The sequence below is a fragment of the Leucobacter weissii genome, assembly GCF_017565745.1.
Classification (GTDB): Bacteria; Actinomycetota; Actinomycetes; order Actinomycetales; family Microbacteriaceae; genus Leucobacter; species Leucobacter weissii.
The window spans coordinates 131,404-149,526 of sequence record NZ_JAGDYM010000009.1; the positions used below are offsets into that span (position 1 = coordinate 131,404).

14 protein-coding genes and 1 tRNA gene are annotated in these 18,123 nt (G+C 69.8%); 4 read left to right on the forward strand and 11 right to left on the reverse strand.

Annotated features, from left to right (window positions below; genetic code table 11):
- Window positions 1-139: 139 nt before the first annotated feature.
- Window positions 140-2,785 carry a DNA polymerase I gene (polA, locus tag J4H92_RS08250; protein WP_208097799.1) on the reverse strand — a complete coding sequence of 882 codons (2,646 nt, stop codon included), beginning with the start codon at window positions 2,783-2,785 and terminating at the stop codon, window positions 140-142.
- 117 nt (window positions 2,786-2,902) lie between these two features.
- Here polA and J4H92_RS08255 point away from each other — a divergent pair, with 117 nt between their 5' ends.
- Window positions 2,903-3,349 (forward strand): hotdog fold thioesterase, encoded by a 447-nt coding sequence (locus J4H92_RS08255; protein WP_208097700.1) that lies wholly within the window; start codon window positions 2,903-2,905, stop codon window positions 3,347-3,349.
- A gap of 320 nt (window positions 3,350-3,669) precedes the next feature.
- Here J4H92_RS08255 and J4H92_RS08260 read toward each other — a convergent pair whose 3' ends face one another.
- A complete protein-coding gene (locus J4H92_RS08260; protein WP_208097701.1) occupies window positions 3,670-4,275 on the reverse strand; it encodes an ANTAR domain-containing response regulator in 606 nt (201 codons plus the stop codon).
- 225 nt (window positions 4,276-4,500) lie between these two features.
- Window positions 4,501-4,582: transfer RNA gene (locus tag J4H92_RS08265), tRNA-Leu, on the reverse strand.
- 120 nt (window positions 4,583-4,702) lie between these two features.
- Between J4H92_RS08265 and J4H92_RS08270 the strand changes: the two genes are divergently transcribed.
- Both J4H92_RS08270 and J4H92_RS08275 read left to right on the forward strand, forming a co-directional pair.
- A complete protein-coding gene (locus J4H92_RS08270) occupies window positions 4,703-6,604 on the forward strand; it encodes a S8 family serine peptidase (protein WP_208097702.1) in 1,902 nt (633 codons plus the stop codon).
- Between the two features lie 19 nt (window positions 6,605-6,623).
- Entirely contained in the window at window positions 6,624-9,008 is a 2,385-nt protein-coding gene (locus tag J4H92_RS08275; protein ID WP_208097703.1) for an Ig-like domain-containing protein, read from the forward strand.
- Between the two features lie 117 nt (window positions 9,009-9,125).
- Here J4H92_RS08275 and pyk read toward each other — a convergent pair whose 3' ends face one another.
- From pyk to J4H92_RS08315, 8 genes are all read right to left on the reverse strand, one after another.
- Window positions 9,126-10,601, reverse strand: a complete 1,476-nt coding sequence (gene pyk / locus J4H92_RS08280; RefSeq protein WP_208097704.1) for a pyruvate kinase — start codon at window positions 10,599-10,601, stop codon at window positions 9,126-9,128.
- A 38-nt stretch (window positions 10,602-10,639) separates the two neighbouring features.
- Window positions 10,640-11,686 carry a prolipoprotein diacylglyceryl transferase gene (lgt, locus tag J4H92_RS08285; protein WP_208097705.1) on the reverse strand — a complete coding sequence of 349 codons (1,047 nt, stop codon included), beginning with the start codon at window positions 11,684-11,686 and terminating at the stop codon, window positions 10,640-10,642.
- Window positions 11,687-11,749: 63 nt separating this feature from the next.
- Complete coding sequence (gene trpA / locus J4H92_RS08290; protein WP_208097706.1) at window positions 11,750-12,562, reverse strand: tryptophan synthase subunit alpha; 813 nt, start codon at window positions 12,560-12,562, stop codon at window positions 11,750-11,752.
- The gene (gene trpB, locus J4H92_RS08295) at window positions 12,559-13,794 is read right to left on the reverse strand and encodes a tryptophan synthase subunit beta (protein ID WP_243752145.1); all 1,236 of its coding nucleotides are present in this window, start codon (window positions 13,792-13,794) and stop codon (window positions 12,559-12,561) included. The genes trpA and trpB overlap by 4 nt, the downstream gene beginning before the upstream one ends.
- A 76-nt stretch (window positions 13,795-13,870) precedes the next feature.
- The gene (gene trpC, locus J4H92_RS08300) at window positions 13,871-14,641 is read right to left on the reverse strand and encodes an indole-3-glycerol phosphate synthase TrpC (protein WP_208097708.1); all 771 of its coding nucleotides are present in this window, start codon (window positions 14,639-14,641) and stop codon (window positions 13,871-13,873) included.
- Entirely contained in the window at window positions 14,634-14,876 is a 243-nt protein-coding gene (locus J4H92_RS08305) for an HGxxPAAW family protein (RefSeq protein ID WP_208097709.1), read from the reverse strand. The genes trpC and J4H92_RS08305 overlap by 8 nt, the downstream gene beginning before the upstream one ends.
- A gap of 49 nt (window positions 14,877-14,925) precedes the next feature.
- Window positions 14,926-15,519 (reverse strand): Trp biosynthesis-associated membrane protein, encoded by a 594-nt coding sequence (locus J4H92_RS08310; RefSeq protein ID WP_208097710.1) that lies wholly within the window; start codon window positions 15,517-15,519, stop codon window positions 14,926-14,928.
- Entirely contained in the window at window positions 15,512-17,065 is a 1,554-nt protein-coding gene (locus J4H92_RS08315; RefSeq protein WP_208097711.1) for an anthranilate synthase component I, read from the reverse strand. The genes J4H92_RS08310 and J4H92_RS08315 overlap by 8 nt, the downstream gene beginning before the upstream one ends.
- A 99-nt stretch (window positions 17,066-17,164) precedes the next feature.
- On the opposite strand from J4H92_RS08315, the gene J4H92_RS08320 reads away from it, so the two are divergent.
- A complete protein-coding gene (locus J4H92_RS08320) occupies window positions 17,165-18,115 on the forward strand; it encodes an L-lactate dehydrogenase (protein WP_208097712.1) in 951 nt (316 codons plus the stop codon).
- The last annotated feature ends 8 nt before the right edge of the window (window positions 18,116-18,123 follow it).

Genomic DNA, 18,123 nt, shown 5'->3' on the forward strand with positions numbered 1-18,123 from the left:
CGCGTGAACTTCATCCAAAAGACGGATGCCGACCACCGAGCGCCGGATCCCGCCGTTCGACGTCGCACGAACGGTCGTCCCCGCCCGCATCACACGGCCGTTCGTGCGACGTGATCCGCGGGGCACGCCGTCGCGCACCTCAGTGGGCGGCGGAGTTCCAGTTCGGCCCGGAGCCCAGCTGCACCTCGAGCGGCACCGAGAGCTCCGCGGCCGAGCCCATCTCCTCGCGCACGATGCCCTCGAGCGGCTCCCACTCCCCCGAGACGACCTCGAACATCAGCTCGTCGTGGATCTGGAGCAGCATCCGGGACCCGAGCCCGGCGTCCTGGATCCGCCGCTCGATCCGCGCCATCGCGATCTTGATGATGTCGGCCGCGGTGCCCTGAATCGGCGCGTTGAGCGCCGCGCGCTCGGCGTTCGCGCGCAGTGCGCGGTTCGGGCTCGCCAGGTCGGGGAACGGACGCCTCCGCCCGAAGATCGTCTCGGTGTACGTGTCGCGCTTGGCCTGCTCGACGACGGAGCGCAGATAGTCGCGCACGCCGCCGAATCGCGCGAAGTAGTCGTTCATCAGCTGCTCGGCCTCGCCACGGCTGATGCCGAGCTGCTTGGACAGTCCGAAGGCCGAGAGCCCGTAGGCGAGGCCGTACGACATCGCCTTCACCTTCGCCCGCATCTCGCTCGTCACCTCCTCCGGGGGCACGCCGAAGATCCGCGCCCCCACGAAGCGGTGCAGGTCCTCCCCCTCGATGAACGCCTCGATCAGGCCCGCGTCGCCGGAGAGATGCGCCATGATCCGCATCTCGATCTGCGAGTAGTCGGCGGTCATGAGGGTCTCGTACTCCGGGGCGTGGATGAAGGCCTCGCGGATGCGACGGCCCTCCTCGCTGCGCACGGGGATGTTCTGGAGGTTCGGGTCGGCGGAGGCGAGACGGCCGGTGCTCGCGCCGTTCTGGAGCAGCGTCGTGTGGATGCGGCCGTCGTCCCGCACCGATTTGATCAGCGTCTCGACGATCTGACGGAGCTTGTTGACGTCGCGGTGGGCGAGCAGCGCGTCGAGGAACGGATGCGGCTGCTTCTCCTGCAGCTCGGCGAGCGCGGCGGCATCCGTGGTGTATCCCCGCTGGGTCTTGCGCGTCTTCGGCATGTCGAGTTCGTCGAAGAGCACCTCCTGCAGCTGTTTCGGGGAGGAGAGGTTGACCTCTCGGCCGATGGCGTCGAAGGCCGCGCGCTCGTGTTCGCGCACGCGATCGCGCAGCTCGGCCTCGTGCGCGCGCAGCAGCGGGACGTCGATCTGGACGCCGCGGTTCTCCAGCGCGGTGAGCACGGGGACGAGCGGCACTTCGATGTCGCGGTAGATCCCCGCGGTGCCGCCCTCGAAGCGGGCCAGCATCTCCGCGTGCACCCTGACGATGTACCACGCGAGCGCATCGGCTCCGGCGCGGTCGTCTTCCTCCGGCAGCAGCTGGTTGGGGTCGGGCTCCGGTACTTCTTCGCCGAGGAAGCGCTGCACGGCCTGCGCGAGCGTCTTCTCCGGGGTCGAGGGGCGGATCAGCCAGGCCGCGATCAGCCCGTCGCCGGCGATGCCTCCGACCGTATCGATGCCGCCGACCGAGGCCCCCGCCTCGGCGGCGAGCCGCGTCTGCGCCTTGGCGTCGAAGAACACCTTGGGCGCGTCCGAGGCGAGCCATTCCTCGAAGGGCGCGTAATCCCGTCCGCCCGGCTTCCAGTCGAGCAGCACCGTGGAGTCCGGCGTCGCGATGCCCACCTCGAGACCGTCGTACCCCTGGGCGAGATGCACCGCCGGAGCATCGGCCTTCGCCAGCCAGTCGCCCAGCTCCTCGTCGAGCAGCCGCCTCGTCTCCGGCAGCGCGGGCGCCAGCGCCGCGCCCGGGGCGTCGCCGTCGGAGCCCGTCGGGACGTCCGCGCCCGCCAGCTTGCCGACCCGCTGCAGCAGCGTGCGGAACTCGAGCTTCGAGAACACCCGTTGCACCGCGGCCATGTCGACCTCACCGCGGTCCAGCTCGTCGAGCGACACCGCGAGTTCGACATCCCGCACCAGCCGGTTGAGCCGTCGGTTGCGGATCGCGTGGTGGGCGTTCTCACGCAGACTCTCGCCGACCTTGCCGCCGATCTCGTCCTGCCTCCGGAGGATCTCCTCGAGCGAGCCGAACTGGTTGATCCACTTGACGGCCGTCTTCTCTCCCACCCGCGGGATGCCGGGCAGATTGTCGCTGGTCTCGCCGACCAGCGCTGCGATCTCCGGATACTGCTCCGGCCGGACGCCGTAGCGCTCCATCACGCGCTCGGCGTCGTAGCGGGTGAGCTCGCTCACCCCCTGCTTCGACGGGTAGAGCAGGGTGATCCGGTCGTCCACGAGCTGGATCGTGTCCCGGTCCCCGCTGACGACGAGCACGCGGTATCCGCTCTCCGCCCCGCGCGTCGCCAGGGTGGCGAGGATGTCGTCGGCCTCGTAGTTCTCCTTCTCGAGCGTGCGGATCCCCATGGCGTGCAGCGCCTCCTGGAGCAGGGGCACCTGTCCCTTGAACTCGGGAGGGGTCTCGCCGCGGGTGCCCTTGTACTCCGGGTACTCCTCGGTGCGGAACGAGTGCCGCGAGATGTCGAAGGCCACTGCGATGGCGTCGGGCTTCTCGTTGCCGAGCAGGTTGATGAGCATCGCGATGAAGCCGTGGATCGCATTCGTATGCTGCCCGCTGTGCGTCTGGAAACTGTCCACCGGGAGCGCGTAGAAGGCCCGGAAGGCCAGCGAGTGGCCGTCGATGAGCATCAGCGTGGGCTGCGAGGTATTCGACACAGGCCCAGCCTACAAGCCGGACGCGGCTTTCGTCCGAACCGGATCCGCACGAGGGGGGTGCCGGACGGCGTTGCGAAGTAGGCTGGGGGGATGAGCGAGCTCCGCGATACCCAGCCCCCCTCCGACGCCGATGCCGGGCTCGATTGGATCGCGAGCCGGGGCGTCGGCGCGCTCGCCGACCGCATGGGCATCGTCATCACCGAGTTCGATCGCGAGCACGCCGTAGCCACGATGCCGGTGGAGGGCAACACCCAGCCGATCGGACTCCTGCACGGGGGCGCCTATGTGGTGCTGGCCGAATCACTCGGCTCCATGCACGCCAACTACCTCGCGCCGGAGGGCCATGTGGCCGTCGGCGTCGACATCAACGCCACGCACACGGGCTCCGCTACGGAGGGGGTCGTGACGGGCGTCTGCCGACCGATACACGTCGGCAGATCGCTCACCGTTCACGAGATCGCGGTCACCGACGAGCGCGGTAGCCGCTGCTCAACGATCCGGATCACGAACTTCTACAAGACTTTCACGCCGTCGTGATCGGTCCATGGGTTCGCGAGCCGGCGAGCGACACCCCGTCCCGTCCCGTCCGTGTCGCTTCGGCGCGCGGGGCCGCGTGCCCTGCTGCGAGAATGGCACCCCGGCACGAGAGGCACCCTCCGCGACAGGGGCGGAGCATCATTCTCGTCGCAGTGTGCGCTTCTCGTCGTTCTGCGCGGAGTGAGCGGAGCGGACACAGTCGCAGAATCTCCGCGCCCCGCAACGATTGCAGGTAGGCCTCCGGGCAGGCCCTGCGACCCGCTCCGCTCGCGCAGAGCCGAGTGAACCCGATCACAGCGGCGCGGCCGCCTGATGCGGGTTCACTCGGCTTTCTTCGGTCCGAGCTGATCGATGATCGTCTTGGCGACGTCCTGCATCGTGAGCCGGCGGTCCATCGACGCCTTCTGAATCCAGCGGAAGGCCTCGGGCTCGGTCAGCCCCATCTTCTCGTTCAGGATGCCCTTCGCCCGGTCCACGAGCTTTCGGGTCTCGAAGCGCTCCGCGAGATCCGCGACCTCGTTCTCGAGGGTGACGATCTGCTGGAACCGCGACAGCGCTATCTCGATGGCGGGGATCAAGTCCGCAGGAGTGAAGGGCTTCACCACGTAGGCGAGCGCCCCGGCCTCGCCGGCCCGTTCCACCAGCTCGCGCTGGCTGAAAGCGGTGAGGAGCACCACCGGGGCGATGTTCTCCTTGTTGATCTGCTCGGCCGCGGAGATGCCGTCGAGCTTGGGCATCTTCACGTCCATGACCACCAGATCGGGTCGGAGCTCCTCGACGAGACGAACGGCTTCCTCCCCGTCGCCGGCTTCGCCGACCACGTCGAATCCGTTGTCGCGGAGCGTCTCCACGATATCGAGACGGATCAGCGACTCATCCTCTGCGACGACGACACGCCGCGCCGGCTCGGTGTTCTGCTCGGTCATGCTGTCCAGTCTACTCCTGAGTCATATATATCGCGCGTCAGGCCGGGAGCCCGCGCGTGTTCCTCGCTACCGCTCAACCAACGGACTTCAATCGCCTCGGTCAAGCGAGCAAGCTTGCTTTCCACTCGGCTCAATCGTCCGTGCTCTTCGCTACCGCTCAATCAACGGGCTTCAATCGCCTCGGTTAAGCAAGCGAGCTTGCTTTCCACTCGGCTCAATCGCCCGTGCCGGATGGGGGACTTGAACCCCCACGCCCGAAGGCAACGCATTTTGAGTGCGCCGCGTCTGCCAATTCCGCCAATCCGGCCTAAACAGACAGCCTAACGCACCGTGCGCGCCCACCCGGATTGGACGGGAAACGAGAATTCGGTATTATTGATATTTGTTCTCATTATCATAATTGCAGTCACCAAGGATCGGATCGTCCGTGCTCTCCTCCAGGATCGGCGCCGCGCTGCTGTGCGGCGGCCTCATCGCCGCACTCGCCCTCGGCTCGTCGGGCATCCCCCTCTCCTCCTTCGAATCGGCGGACGGCGCATCGAATCGGGTGGCGCTCTCCGGAGCCGTTCTCGAGTCCGGTCCCGACACCACGGCGTCCGTCGGCGTCGCGGACGATCACCCGGTGTCGCTCCGTCTGCTGCTGCCGGAGGATGCCGCCGAGGACGTCGTGCCGCACACGATCGCCTCCTGGCTCCGGGCAGCCGGACTCCGCTTCGAACCCGGGACCTCCGCAGCCGGCACCCTTCCGGTGAGCGGGGACGCCGCCGGCTTCGAACGCGCCTTCGGGACGCCGCTCGTCAGGGTCGACCATCGCGGCTCGCAGATCGTGCACCCCCGCACCACCCCGTCGATCCCCCGGGCGCTGGCGGAAGACATCCGCGGCGTCGCCGGCTCCGTCCAGGCCGACCACTATCAACCGCTCAACACGGGCGCCCACGAGCAGCCGGACGACGAGGCCGAGAGCACGGCGACGGATCTGCTCCCGACGCCCGAGCCGAGGTCTCCCGACGCGGAATCGCGGCGCAGCCCCTCGTCGGCGGCCGGAACGCCCAGAACATCCGACGCCTGCTCGCGCTACTGGGGTGAGCGGCTGACGGCGTCCTGGCCGGCGAACGCCGCCTACGAGCTCCGCTCGAACTGGCTCTGCGGGTACGCTCCGCGCGACCTGCGGATCATCCACGGCGTTCCGGACTCCATCACCGGGACCGGCGCCAGAATCGGCATCATCGCCGCCTACGACGACCCCGCGGTCGAGGCGAACACGAACGAGTACTTCACGACTGCGGGCGCCCAACCCCTGCGCCCCGGCCAGTACGTCGTGCACGCACCCGACGATCCGGACGAAAGCGTGTGCGGCGGCGTGGCCAATTGGACGGATGAGCAGCACCTCGACGTGCAGGCGGCGCATGCCATAGCCCCGGACGCCCGGATCGTCTACTGGGGGGCGAACAGCTGCCGCTCGCTGGATCTCTTCTCCACCATTCTCGAGGCGGCGGGATCGCAGACCGTCGACGTCCTCTCCCTGTCGTTCGGCTCGCGCGAGAAGTCGGACACGGCCGACGACCGCGAGCTGCTGAACCGCGCACTCGTCCAGGCCGCGGCGAACGGGGTGTCGGTGTTCGCCGCGTCGGGGAACGACGGCGACTACACCCACGAGGGCGACCACCCGGAACTCGACGTCACCTCCCCGGCCTCCAGCCCCTACGTCACGGCGGTCGGCGGGGTGAGCGCGGGGCTGCGCAGGGACGGTTCGCTCGCCGTGATGACCGGCTGGGCCTCGAAGCCGTTCTTCGCCCGCACCGGCGGCCTCATCCCGCCCGGCTTCGACAGCGGCAGCGGCGGGGGTTCGTCCTCCAGCTACCGCGCACCGTCTTGGCAGGATGCCGCATCGGGCCTCGACAGCGGTTCCAGCTACCGGCACACGCCCGACGTCGCCGCACTCGCGGACCCGACGAGCGGATTCACCGTGTACACGACCACGGGCGAGGGCACGGCGTACCGCTCCATCGGCGGCACGAGCCTCGCGACGCCGATCGTCGCCTCCATGGTGTCCATGGCCAAAGCCGAGAAAGGGCTGCGGATCGGCCTCGCGACGCCCTGGCTCTATCGGCTGCAGGGCACCGCGGCGATCCGCGACATCCGACATCAGGACGCCGCCGTGTGGTCGAACCTCCCCTCCAGACGGGGACAGCTGTGGCCCGAGACGATCTACGCGTGGGACGCGAGCCCGCAATCCCTCCGCACCGGCGTCGGCTGGGACGAGGTCACCGGTCTGGGCGTGCCCCGCGGAGCGGCGTTCTTCGAACTCTTCGGCGAAACCCAACGATAGAAAGCAGGAAGCGACACCCATGTCACTCAGACGAACCCTGGCGCTCGCGCTCAGCGGAGCGCTCCTCATGAGCGGCCTCGCGGCGGGACTCTCCCCGACGGCGAGCACCCCGGCGGCCGCCGACCAACCCGCCGCACCGCAGACCGCCGCGTCCGGCATCGCGATCCGGGACATCGACGGCGGCACCGTCACGGCGCCGACCGCAGCCGTCACCTGGAACTCGGGCGAGACGGAGCGGGCGACCCTCGCGCACTACGACAACACGACGGTCGACGGCATCAAGAACGGCTACGACATCCGCGTCGCGAACACCGAGACCCGCGCGGGAGGGACCGGCGCGACCACCGAGGTGGAAGACGCCGTGCTCGGCCTTCGGGGCCGGGTTCCGGTCACGGTCACCGGGCTCCGCGTGAGCATCGCCCCCAACGGGCGCTCCTTCGTCTCCTTCGACTCGCTCAAGGTCGGCGACGAGGACATCACCGGACAGGCGAGGGGCAGGCAGGACTTCAGCTACCGGGTGCCCGACAGCGGGGGGCGCACGACCAACACCGTGCTCCGCCTGAACTCCACGGCGCACTCGAACGGCACGACCACGCTCACGGGCCTCACGATCTCGGACGACAGCTACCAGTACGAGGTGTCGACCCTGCGGCTCGGTCAGGTCAGCACCACCGCGTTCGCTCAGCAGGAGTCCGCGCCGTTCCGTGCCGCAGGCGTGCAGATCACCGATCCCGCCGACGGGACGCGCCTGCTCGATACCGCCCCGACGATCGACACCCCTGGCGCCGCCTCCGCCAGCGCTCGGGCTCTGCAGGCGGACGGCGTGCGCGCCAGTGCCTCGAACGTCGTGCTGGCGACCGCGGCGGACGGCTCGGCGCAGTTGTCGATCGATGCGTTCGAGCAGTTCGCGACCGTCGAGTCGTTCCCGGAGTACCGCGCGAGCGCGCTGCGCGTCTACGGGCTGAGCCTCTCGGTCGATGCCGAGGGCAACTCCTCAGTGAGCTTCGCCGACCCGAGCTCGGCGGTCTTCGTCGATGCCCGCTGGATCAACGCCCAGAACGGCGTGATCTACACCAAGGTGGACGATCGGCAGGAGCCCGTGCTCCAGGTCTACGTCAACGAGCGGATCACCGGGGCTGACGGCAGTGTCACCGTCAACGCTCTGCGCTACGTCGATCTCACGGGCGCCTGGCCCTCGGTGGTTCTCGGCCAGATCACGATCCCGCCCCACCAGGGGGAGCCGGATCCCGGCCCGGGTCCCGGAGAGATCCCCGACGGCACCGACTTCTCAGGCAAGTGGCACGCCTTCGGAGTCGAAGCCACCGGCGCCTCCCGGGTGACGGCCGCGCCCGTGGTCGCGAGCGAACAGGGCGGCACGATGCTCAGCCGCAATGCGGAGACCGTCGGAGACGGCGGCGCCGATCAGATCTCGGCGAGCGGGCTCGACGTCGCGCTGAACGAGCACGGCGCGGCATCGTCGGTGAGCCGTCTGCGACTCTTCCCGAACACCGATCTCGCCATCGATCTCACGAACCTCACGACCGAGGTCGTCGACGGGAAGGCCACGGTCACGAGCGACGGCGGCACGGTGTTCGGTATCGCGGTCGAGGCAGGGGCGATCGAGCCGGACACCGTCTTCACCGTGCCCGGCGGCACGGCGACGGCGACGCTCGGACGCATCGAGACGGACCGGACCGGTCTGACGGTTGCCACCGGGCTCGTCTTCCTCGACGCCCACGGGCTCGGCACCAGAGTGTCGGCGGCGCGGGCAGCGGGCGGCGAGACGGACGACGGAGACGGGACGGTTGCCGCGGAGACGCGCACCAGTCTCTCGCTCTCGCGCACGAGCAGCAGGCACGGCTCCCCCGTCACCGCGACGATCCGGGTGACCTCCAGCGGCTCGGTTCCCGAGGGCCGTGTCCAACTGCGCCGAGGCAGCGCGATCCTGGGGACCGCGACGCTGAGCCCCGCGAGCGGCGACTCCTCGAGCGCACGGATCCCGCTGAGTCGATCCCTGGCCGCCGGCGGCCACGCCCTGCGGGCCGTCTATGCACCCGCCGACCCGCAGTGGGCGGAATCGAGGTCGGCCGCGCGCAGTCTACGGGTCGCGAAGTCCAAGCCGGGGCTGAGGCTCACTGCGAAGAAATCGGTCAGGCCGGGAAGCCGCGCGACGGTCAGGATCGCCGTGAAGCGCGTGGCCGGAGGCGCCGCGCTTCGCGGAACGGTGAATCTGTACCAGAAGGGCAAGCGCGTCGCCACGAAGCGGGTCATCGGCAACTCGAAGACCTTCACCGTGCGCCTGAAGACGCTGCGCTCGTCCTCCCGGGTGAAGGCCGTCTTCGTCGGTGACAAGAACTACGCCAAGGCGACCGCCCAGCAGCGGATCATCGTGAAACGACGCTGAGCGGGGTCTTCACCGGGCGGCGGTGGCGTCCTCGCCGGACGAGCGGGGCGCCGCCCCCGCGCCGACCGAACGCATCGCCGAAACGGGGATCCGGTTCGGATCGTGACCGACGTGGGATCAGGCGAAGATTCGGCCGCGCCCGACCGTGTGCTTGCGCGGGCCCGCCTCGGCCAGTCGACCGGTCGATTCGCCCATGCGGTGGATGCGGAGCGTGTTCGTCGTGCCGACCACGTTGGGAGGCGAACCGGCGACGATCAGCACCTTGTCCCCGACTTCGGCACGGCCGTGTCCGAGCAGGATCTCGTCCACCTGCTCGAACATCTCGTCGGTCGAGCCCACCCGGTCCACTTCGTAGCTCCGCGCGCCCCAGGTGAGCTCCATCCGGCGCCTGGTTCCCCGGCGGGGGGTGAAGCCGATGATCGGGATCGGCTTGCGCAGCCGCGACATGCGACGCACCGTGTCGCCGGACTCGGTGAAGACGCAGATGTACTTCGCACCGACGAACTCGGCGACCTCGGCCGCGGCGAGGGTGAGCGCTCCGCCCTGCGTCTGCGGGCTCGTGCCGAGCGGCTCGATGCGGTCGAGCGCATGCTCCTCGGTGGCGGCGATGATCCGCGCCATCGTCTGCACCGCCTGCACCGGGTAGGCGCCCACGCTCGTCTCGCCGGACAGCATCACCGCGTCGGCGCCGTCCAGCACCGCATTGGCGCAGTCGCTCGCCTCGGCCCGGGTCGGTCTCGGGTTCTCGATCATCGACTCGAGCACCTGCGTGGCGACGATCACCGGCTTCGCATTGCGACGCGCCAGCGCGACGGCCTCGGCCTGCACGAGCGGAACCTGCTCGAGCGGCAGCTCCACGCCCAGGTCGCCCCGCGCCACCATGATGCCGTCGAAGGCCTTCACGATGTCCTCGAGACAGTCCACCGCCTGCGGCTTCTCGATCTTCGCGATGACGGGCAGCGAGACGCCCTCCTCCGCCATGATCTCGTGCACGCGCACCACATCTGCGGCATCGCGCACGAAGGACAGCGCGATGTAGTCGACTCCGAGGCCCAGCGCCCAGCGCAGATCGTCCTCGTCCTTCTCCGAGAGCGCGGGGACGTTCACCGCGACCCCCGGCAGGTTGATGCCCTTGCTGTTCGACACCGTGCCCGGGATCTCGACCACGGTGTGGACCGTGTCCTCGGTCACGCGCACCGCTCGCAGCGCCACCTTGCCGTCGTCGATCAGCAGCGGGTCCCCGGGAGCCACGTCCCCCGGGAGTCCCGCGTGCGTGGTCCCGCAGATCGTGCGATCGCCGACGACGTCCCTCGTGGTGATCGCGAACTCGTCCCCCGCCTCGAGTTGATAGGGGCCGTCTGCGAAGGTGGCGAGCCGGATCTTCGGGCCCTGCAGATCCGCGAGCACCGCGATCGGACGACCCACCTCGTTCTCGGCACGCCGGATGTTCCGATAGATGCCCTCGTGCACGTTGTACGTGCCGTGCGACATGTTCAGCCGGGCGACGTTCACTCCCGCGCGGATCAGGTCGAGCGTGTGGTCGTAGCTCGAAACCGCTGGCCCCCAGGTGGCGACGATCTTCGCGTGACGCATGATTTCAGCCTTTCGTGTCGGGGTGCCGTGCGCGGGACTCAGCTCTTGGCGGTCTCGGTTTCGGGGGCGTCCGGCCCAGCGGCGGTTTCCGACGGCGCCGACGGGGGCGCTGCCGCGGTCTCGTCCGCGTCGGGGTCCTCGATCCTCGGTTCCTCGGCCGCCGGCTCGACCGCTGCGGAGTCTCCGAGCACGTGATAGTACTCGTCGGGATCGGCGGTCGCCTCGTCGACGGAGTCCCTCGGATTGCTGCGCCCGGGCAGGTAGACCGAGGTCTCGATCCCCACGTGGCGCCAGCGTCGCACGACGATGATGATCACTCCGAGGAGCACGGCGATCAGCGCGGTGAGCTGATTGGTGCGGAGACCGAGGAGGATGAAGCTCGGATCCACGCGGATCCCCTCGATGACGAAGCGTCCGACGCCGTACCAGACCAGATAGGCGCCGAAGAAGATGCCCCAGCGCGGTCGCCACTTGCGCTCGATCGCGAGGAGCACGACGATGCCGAGAAGATTCCAGAGGATCTCGTAGAGGAACGTGGGGTGGAAGAGCGTATCCGTCGGAAGCCCCACCGGGAACGCCGCGTTCGTGCTCTCGATCTCGAGCCCCCAGGGGAGCGTGGTCGGGCCGCCGAAGAGCTCGTGATTGAACCAGTTGCCCAGACGCCCCGCGGCCTGCGCCAGCAGCATGCCCGGCACGAGCGCGTCGGCGAAGGACCAGAAACGGATCCCCGTGATCCGCGACGCCACCAGCACGCCGATCGCACCGCCGAGCAGCGCGCCGAAGATGGCGATCCCGCCGTTCCAGAAGGCGAAGATCTCGAGCGGGTTCTTCCCCTCGCCGAAGAAGTCGCCCCAGTGGGTGACCACGTGGTAGAGACGCGCACCGACGATGCCGAGCACCACGGCCCACACCGCGAAATCGATCACGGCCCCCCGCTCGCCGCCGCGACGCGTGAGGCGCCGACCGGTCCAGACCATGGCGAGCACGATCCCGGTGAGGATGCAGAGCGCGTAGAAATAGATCCGCAGCGGACCGATCTGCAGGAACTGCACGTCGGGACTGGGAATACTCAGCGGAAGAATCATGCTCGGCTTTCTCGCTTCGGCGTGCTCGCGTGGGGCATGTGCGCGGACGCACAAGACCCCAGTCTAGCGGGGTGTTCCCCTGCTCGGGGCGGTGCCCGCGGCGATCGCGCGGACCTCCTCGGCCAGACCGTCGACCCCGCCGTCGCGCAGCGCGCGCACGAAGGCCGTGCCGACGATCGCGCCGTCCGCATAGCCCAGCGCGTCGGCGACCTGCTCGGCGCTCGAGATGCCGATCCCGACGCAGGCGAGATCCGCGCCGTGCTCGCGCAGGCGCCCCGTCAGCCGCCGGGCCGCGGCGTCGAGCTGCGCGCGCTCGCCGGTGATGCCCATGGTCGAGACGGTGTAGACGAAGCCCGTGCTGCTGCGGGCGACCAGTTCCAGACGCTCATCGCTCGAGCTCGGCGCCGCGAGGAACACGCGATCGAGGCCGTGGCGCTCGCTCACCTCCATCCACTCGGCCGCGGAATCCGGGGTGATGTCGGGCGTGATCAGCCCGGCCCCGCCCGCGGCGGCCAGATCGGCCGCGAAGCGATCCACCCCGTACTGGAGCACCGGGTTCCAGTAGGTCATCACGAGCACCGGGGTGTCGACCGCTGAGCGCACCCGTCGCACCGCCTCGAACACGTCGCCCACCCGGAAACCCGCTTCGAGCGCGGCACGGGTGGCCTCCTGGATCACGACGCCGTCCATCACCGGGTCGCTGTAGGGCACGCCGAGCTCGATCACATCGGCGCCGTTCCGAGCGACCGCGATCGCGGCCTCCACGCCGGTGTCGAGATCGGGGAAACCGATCGGGAGATAGGCGACGAGCGCGCCCCGGCGCTGATCCTTCGCGGCGCGGATCGCTGCGGATACCGCGGAGTCGCGGGCGCTCACGATCCCGTCCCGCTCTCATCGATCAGGCCGAAGTAGCGGGCTGCGGTCTCCATGTCCTTGTCGCCGCGACCGGAGAGGCTCACCGCGATCACGGCGTCGGGCCCCAGCTCGCGGCCCACGCGGATCGCGCCCGCCAGCGCGTGCGCCGACTCGATCGCCGGGATGATCCCCTCGCTGCTGCTGAGCAGGCGCAGCGCCTGCATCGCCTCGTCGTCGGTCGCGGGGATGTACTCCGCGCGGCCGATGTCGGCCAGCCAGGCGTGCTGGGGTCCCACCCCGGGGTAGTCCAGACCCGCCGAGATGGAGTGCGATTCGATCGTCTGGCCGTCCTCGTCCTGCAGCACGTAGCTGCGGGCGCCGTGCAGGATCCCCGGCCGTCCGCGCTCGATCGAGGCGGCGTGCTGCTCCGTGTCGACGCCGGCGCCGGCGGCCTCGACGCCGTACAGGCGCACCCCGGGATCGTCGAGGAACGCGTCGAACATGCCGATCGCGTTGGATCCGCCGCCGACGCAGGCGATGACCGCGTCCGGCAGACGGTCGATCCGCTCCAGCAGCTGCGCCCGGGCCTCCTCCGAGATCACGCGCTGGAAATCGCGCACCATCGCAGGGAACGGGTGCGGCCCCGCAGCGGTGCCGAAGATGTAGTTCGTCCGTTCGACGCTCGCCACCCAGTCGCGATAGGCCTCATTGATGGCGTCCTTGAGCGTGCGCGAGCCCGTGGTCACGGGCACCACCTCGGCGCCGAGCAGGCGCATCCTGGCGACGTTGAGCGCCTGCCGCTCCGTGTCCACCTCGCCCATGTAGACGGTGCACTCGAGGCCGAACAGCGCGGCTGCCGTGGCGGTCGCCACGCCGTGCTGGCCGGCGCCGGTCTCGGCGATCACCCGGCTCTTGCCGAGCCGCCGGGTGAGCAGCGCCTGGCCGAGCACGTTGTTGATCTTGTGCGATCCCGTATGGTTCAGGTCCTCGCGCTTCAGGAAGACCCTGGCCCCGCCCGCCTGCTCCGCGAAGCGCGGCACCTCGGTGACCGGGGACGGACGCCCGGCGTAGTCGCGCAGAAGGCCGGCCAGCTCGGCGAGGAACTCGGGGTCGCGTCTCGCGCGCTCGTAGGCCTCCGTCAGTTCGTCGATCGCCGCGATCAGGGACTCGGGCATGAACCTGCCGCCGAAGTCGCCGAAGAACGGGCCCCGCTGCTCCCGCAACGACGCCCCGGAATGGGTACCCTCTGCCATCGGCCCTCCGCCTGTCTGTGACATTCCGCTTCCGCGATGAGACGACATTCCGCTCACGCCTGAGACGATTCCCCGGTCATACGCCGAGATAGCTCTGCAGCGTTGCGAGCGGATCGCCGGTGACGAGCGCCTCGCCGACCAGCACCGCGTCGGCTCCAGCCTCCCGATATCGGATCACGTCGCTCACATCGAGCACGGCGGACTCGGCGACCCGGATGACGCCGGCCGGGATCTGATCGGCGACCCGGCCGAACAGCTCGCGATCGAGCTCGAAGGTGCGCAGGTCGCGCGCGTTCACTCCGATCAGCTGAGCCCCGAGATCGACCGCACGGGTGACCTCCTCGTCGCTGTGCGCCTCTACCAGCGCGGTCATGCCGAGTTCCCTGGTGAAGGCGTACAGCCGCTCCAGCAGCTCCTGTTGCAGAGCCGCGACGATCAGCAGGACGAGATCGGCGCCCGCGGCTCGGGCCTCGAGGATCTGATACTCCTCGCCGATGAACTCCTTGCGCAGGACGGGAATGCTCACCGCCTTGCGCACGGCCTCGAGATCGGCGAGCGAGCCCTTGAAGCGACGCTCCTCGGTGAGCACGCTGACCGCGCTCGCACCGCCCGCCTCGTACTTCGCGGCGAGCGTCTGCGGCTCGGCGATCTCCGCGAGATCGCCCCGCGACGGGCTGGCCCGCTTCACCTCGGCGATCACCCTGATGGTCTCGGACGGCGCCAGTGCCTCGAGCGCGTCGATCGCGGGAGGCCTGTCCAGCGCCTCGGCCTCGACCACGGAGACCGGTTTGAGCTGACGCCTCGCCCGCGAGTCCTCGAGGGAGCCGGCGAGCAGTTGCTCAAGCACCTGAGTCGTGCGCCTTCGGCTTGAACCGCGGCCCGTTCACGCCGTAACCGGCCTTCGAGAGGATGAATCCGAGCAGAGCGCCGACGACGACGATGCCGACGCAGACCCACACCAGCCACGCCTGATGCAGGAAGAATGCCACCGTGCCGGCCGCGATACCGAGCAGCATGACGATCACCGCCGTCCATGCAGCGGGCGAGTCGCCGTGGCCAGGGTCTCCGTGCTGGGTGCTCATGAATCTCCTCGAAGCAGAACCGTTCGTACTCACTCTACCTTCTGCGGGCTCATTCCTGCGACCGGGTCGGGTCGTCGCCCCCGCTCAGCGCGTCCCAGTCCGAGATGCGATCCGGTTCTCTCCCGGATTCCGGCGCCGGGGGGCGCTCGTCCGAACGGAATCTGCGTCCGCCGGCCTTCCATCGTCCCCCGAGCAGGAGCACCGCCACGCCGAGCAGCGCGATCACCGCGCCCGCCGCGACGGCGGCGGACGGCCAGCTCGTGGCGGTGACGTCGCGGATGACCCCGTACTGCGCATCGCCGGTGATGCCGGTGACCTCGCTGACCGACCAGCTCACGCCGCCGCGCGGATCGATGAGGCTGAAGACGCCCAGAGCCGCGAGCCCCGCCCCGAGCAGCAGGACGAGCGCGCCGAGCACCCGGCGGAAGACCGGGCCGGCGATGGTGAGCGCGAGGGCGGCGGCGAGCCCGGCGAGAGCGATCGGCGAGAGCGAGGGGTTCAGCTGCTGCCCGGTGAGCTCCAGCCAGTCGAACGCCGCGGAGCCCTCGGTGAAGGAGACGACGACCCAGGGCTGCGTCGCCGCCGCGAGCGCGAGCGCGGCGGCGAGCGCGATGGCGAGGAGCAGGACGGCTTTGCTACGCACGCTCGGTCCCCCGGAACTCGGCCAGCGTGTTCGCGATGGCGACCGCACGAAGCGGGGCCGCGGCCTTGTTGCGCGACTCCTGGTCCTCGAGCTCCGGCACCGAATCGGCGACGATGCCGCCGCCGGCCTGCACCATCGCGACGCCGCCCCGGATGGTCGCCGTGCGTATGGCGATCGCGAGATCCGCGGCACCGCCCAGGCCGAAGTAGCCCACCACTCCCCCGTACACGCCGCGCTGCACGGGCTCGAGCTCGTCGATGATCTGCAGGGCGCGCGGCTTCGGCGCCCCGCTGAGCGTGCCCGCGGGGAAGGTGGCGCGGAGCGCGTCGACCGGGTTCTGATCCTCTCGCAGCCAGCCCTCCACCGTGGAGACGATGTGCATGATGTGGCTGAAGCGCTCGATCCGCATGAACTCGGTCACCTCGACGCTGGTCGGATCGCAGACCCGGAGCAGGTCGTTGCGGGCGAGGTCGACGAGCATCAGATGCTCGGCCCGCTCCTTCTCGTCGGCGAGCAGTTCTCGCTCGTGCTGCAGGTCCTCGTCGACGGTCGCGCCGCGCGGCCGGGATCCGGCGATGGGATGGGTCATCACGTGGCCCGTGTCCTGCACCGTGACGAGCGCTTCGGGACTCGAGCCGACCACCGAGAACGGCCGGCCCGTGTCGTCCTCGAGCTGCAGCAGGTAGAGGTAGGGGCTCGGATTGAGGTGGCGGAGCACGCGATACACGTCGAGGGGGGCCGCCGTGCACGGCTGGTCGAATCGCTGCGAGATCACGACCTGGAAGACGTCTCCGTCGACGATGTGGCGCTTCGACGCCTCGACGGAAGCGAGATAGTCGGCCTCGTCGGTGAGCCGTTCGGCGGCGGGCAGCGCTTCGCGGTCGAGCGTTCCCAGGGGTGAGGCCAGGGGCGCGGCGAGGGCCTCCTGGAGGTCATCGAGCCGCTGCTGCGCCTCCGCCCACTGCTCGTCGGCGCCGCCGGCCTGTTCGTCGTTCAGCACGTTCGCGAGCAGCACGATGCTGCCCTCGCGGTGGTCGATCACCACCAGCTCGGAGACGAAGCTGAGACTCTGCGTCGGCAGCCCCGGGCCGGTCGGCGGCTGCGCGGGCAGATGCTCGAACTGCCGGACCGTGTCCCACCCGAGATAGCCGACGAATCCGCTCGCGAGAGGCGGCAACGCGGGGTCGGGGGCCTGCCGCCAGCGTTCGTAGACGGCGCGGAGCGCCTCGACCGGTGCGAGCCCCCGCACGCCGCCGGGCAGGAGCCGCAGCTCCTCGAGCCCGTTCCGCGGATCGGGGCGCCAGCGGGCTCGACCGTCATGCTCGCCCAGCACGCCGAAGCTGCCCGCGCCGACGAAGCTGAACCGGGTCCAGACGCCGCCCTGCTCGGCGCTCTCGAGCAGGAAGGTGCCCGGGCGGTCGGCCGCGACCTTGCGATAGATGCTCACCGGCGTATCGGCGTCGGCGAAGATCTCACGGCAGACCGGGATCACGCGATGGGTGGTTCTCGCCGCCTCGAAGGCGTCTCGGCTGGTGGTAAGACTCACCCCATCACCCTACCGCGCGCACCCTCCCGGGAGACGGCTCCGGCCGCGACACCGAATGTTCACTGGTCGCAGACGGCCGGGCTCTGGGACGATGGTCGCATGGCCGTCATCGAGAACTCGAAGATCACCATCGTCGGCGCCGGTTCCGTCGGCTCCTCGGTCGCCTATGCCGCGCTGATCCGGGGCTCGGCACGGCACATCGTCCTCTACGACATCGACACCGCCAAGGTCGAGGCGGAGGTGCTCGACCTCGCGCACGGCACCCTGTTCGCCGGCTCGGGGGACATCGTCGGGGGCAGCGACATCGGGGCCGCCGAGGGCTCGCATGTGGTCGTCATCACCGCGGGAGCCAAGCAGAAGCCGGGCCAGAGCCGCATGGAGCTCGCGGAGGTCAACGCGGGCATCATCAGGACGCTGATGCCCCAGCTGCTCGCCGTGGCCCCCCGCGCGATCTACGTCATCGTCACGAACCCCTGCGACGTGCTCACCGTCATCGCTCGGGAGGTCAGCGGACTGCCCGCCGAGCGCGTGTTCTCCTCCGGCACGGTGCTCGACACCGCCCGGCTGCGCTGGCTGCTCGGACGTCGCGCCGGCGTCTCGGCGGCCAACGTGCACGCCTACATCATCGGAGAGCACGGCGACACCGAGTTCCCGCTCTGGTCGAGCGCCATGATCGGGACCGTCCCGGTCCTGGAGTGGGCCACGCCCGACGGGGGTCGCCTGACGGTCGGGGAACTGGATCGCATCGCGGTCGACGTGCGCGACGCGGCCTATCAGGTGATCCGGGGCAAGGGCGCGACGAACTACGCCATCGGGCTCTCCTCGACCCGCATCGTCGAGGCCGTCCTGCGCGACGAGCAGGCGGTGCTCCCGGTCTCCACCGTGCTCGAGGGCTTCCACGGCGTCGACGGGATCGCCCTCTCCGTGCCGTCGCTCATCACGGCGGCGGGAGCATCGCCGGTGCGCGAGACCTGGTTCTCCGCGAACGAGCTCGAGCTCTTCGGCCGCTCGGCCGACGCGCTGCGCGACGCGATCGGCGGAGTGCGCTGAAACCCGCC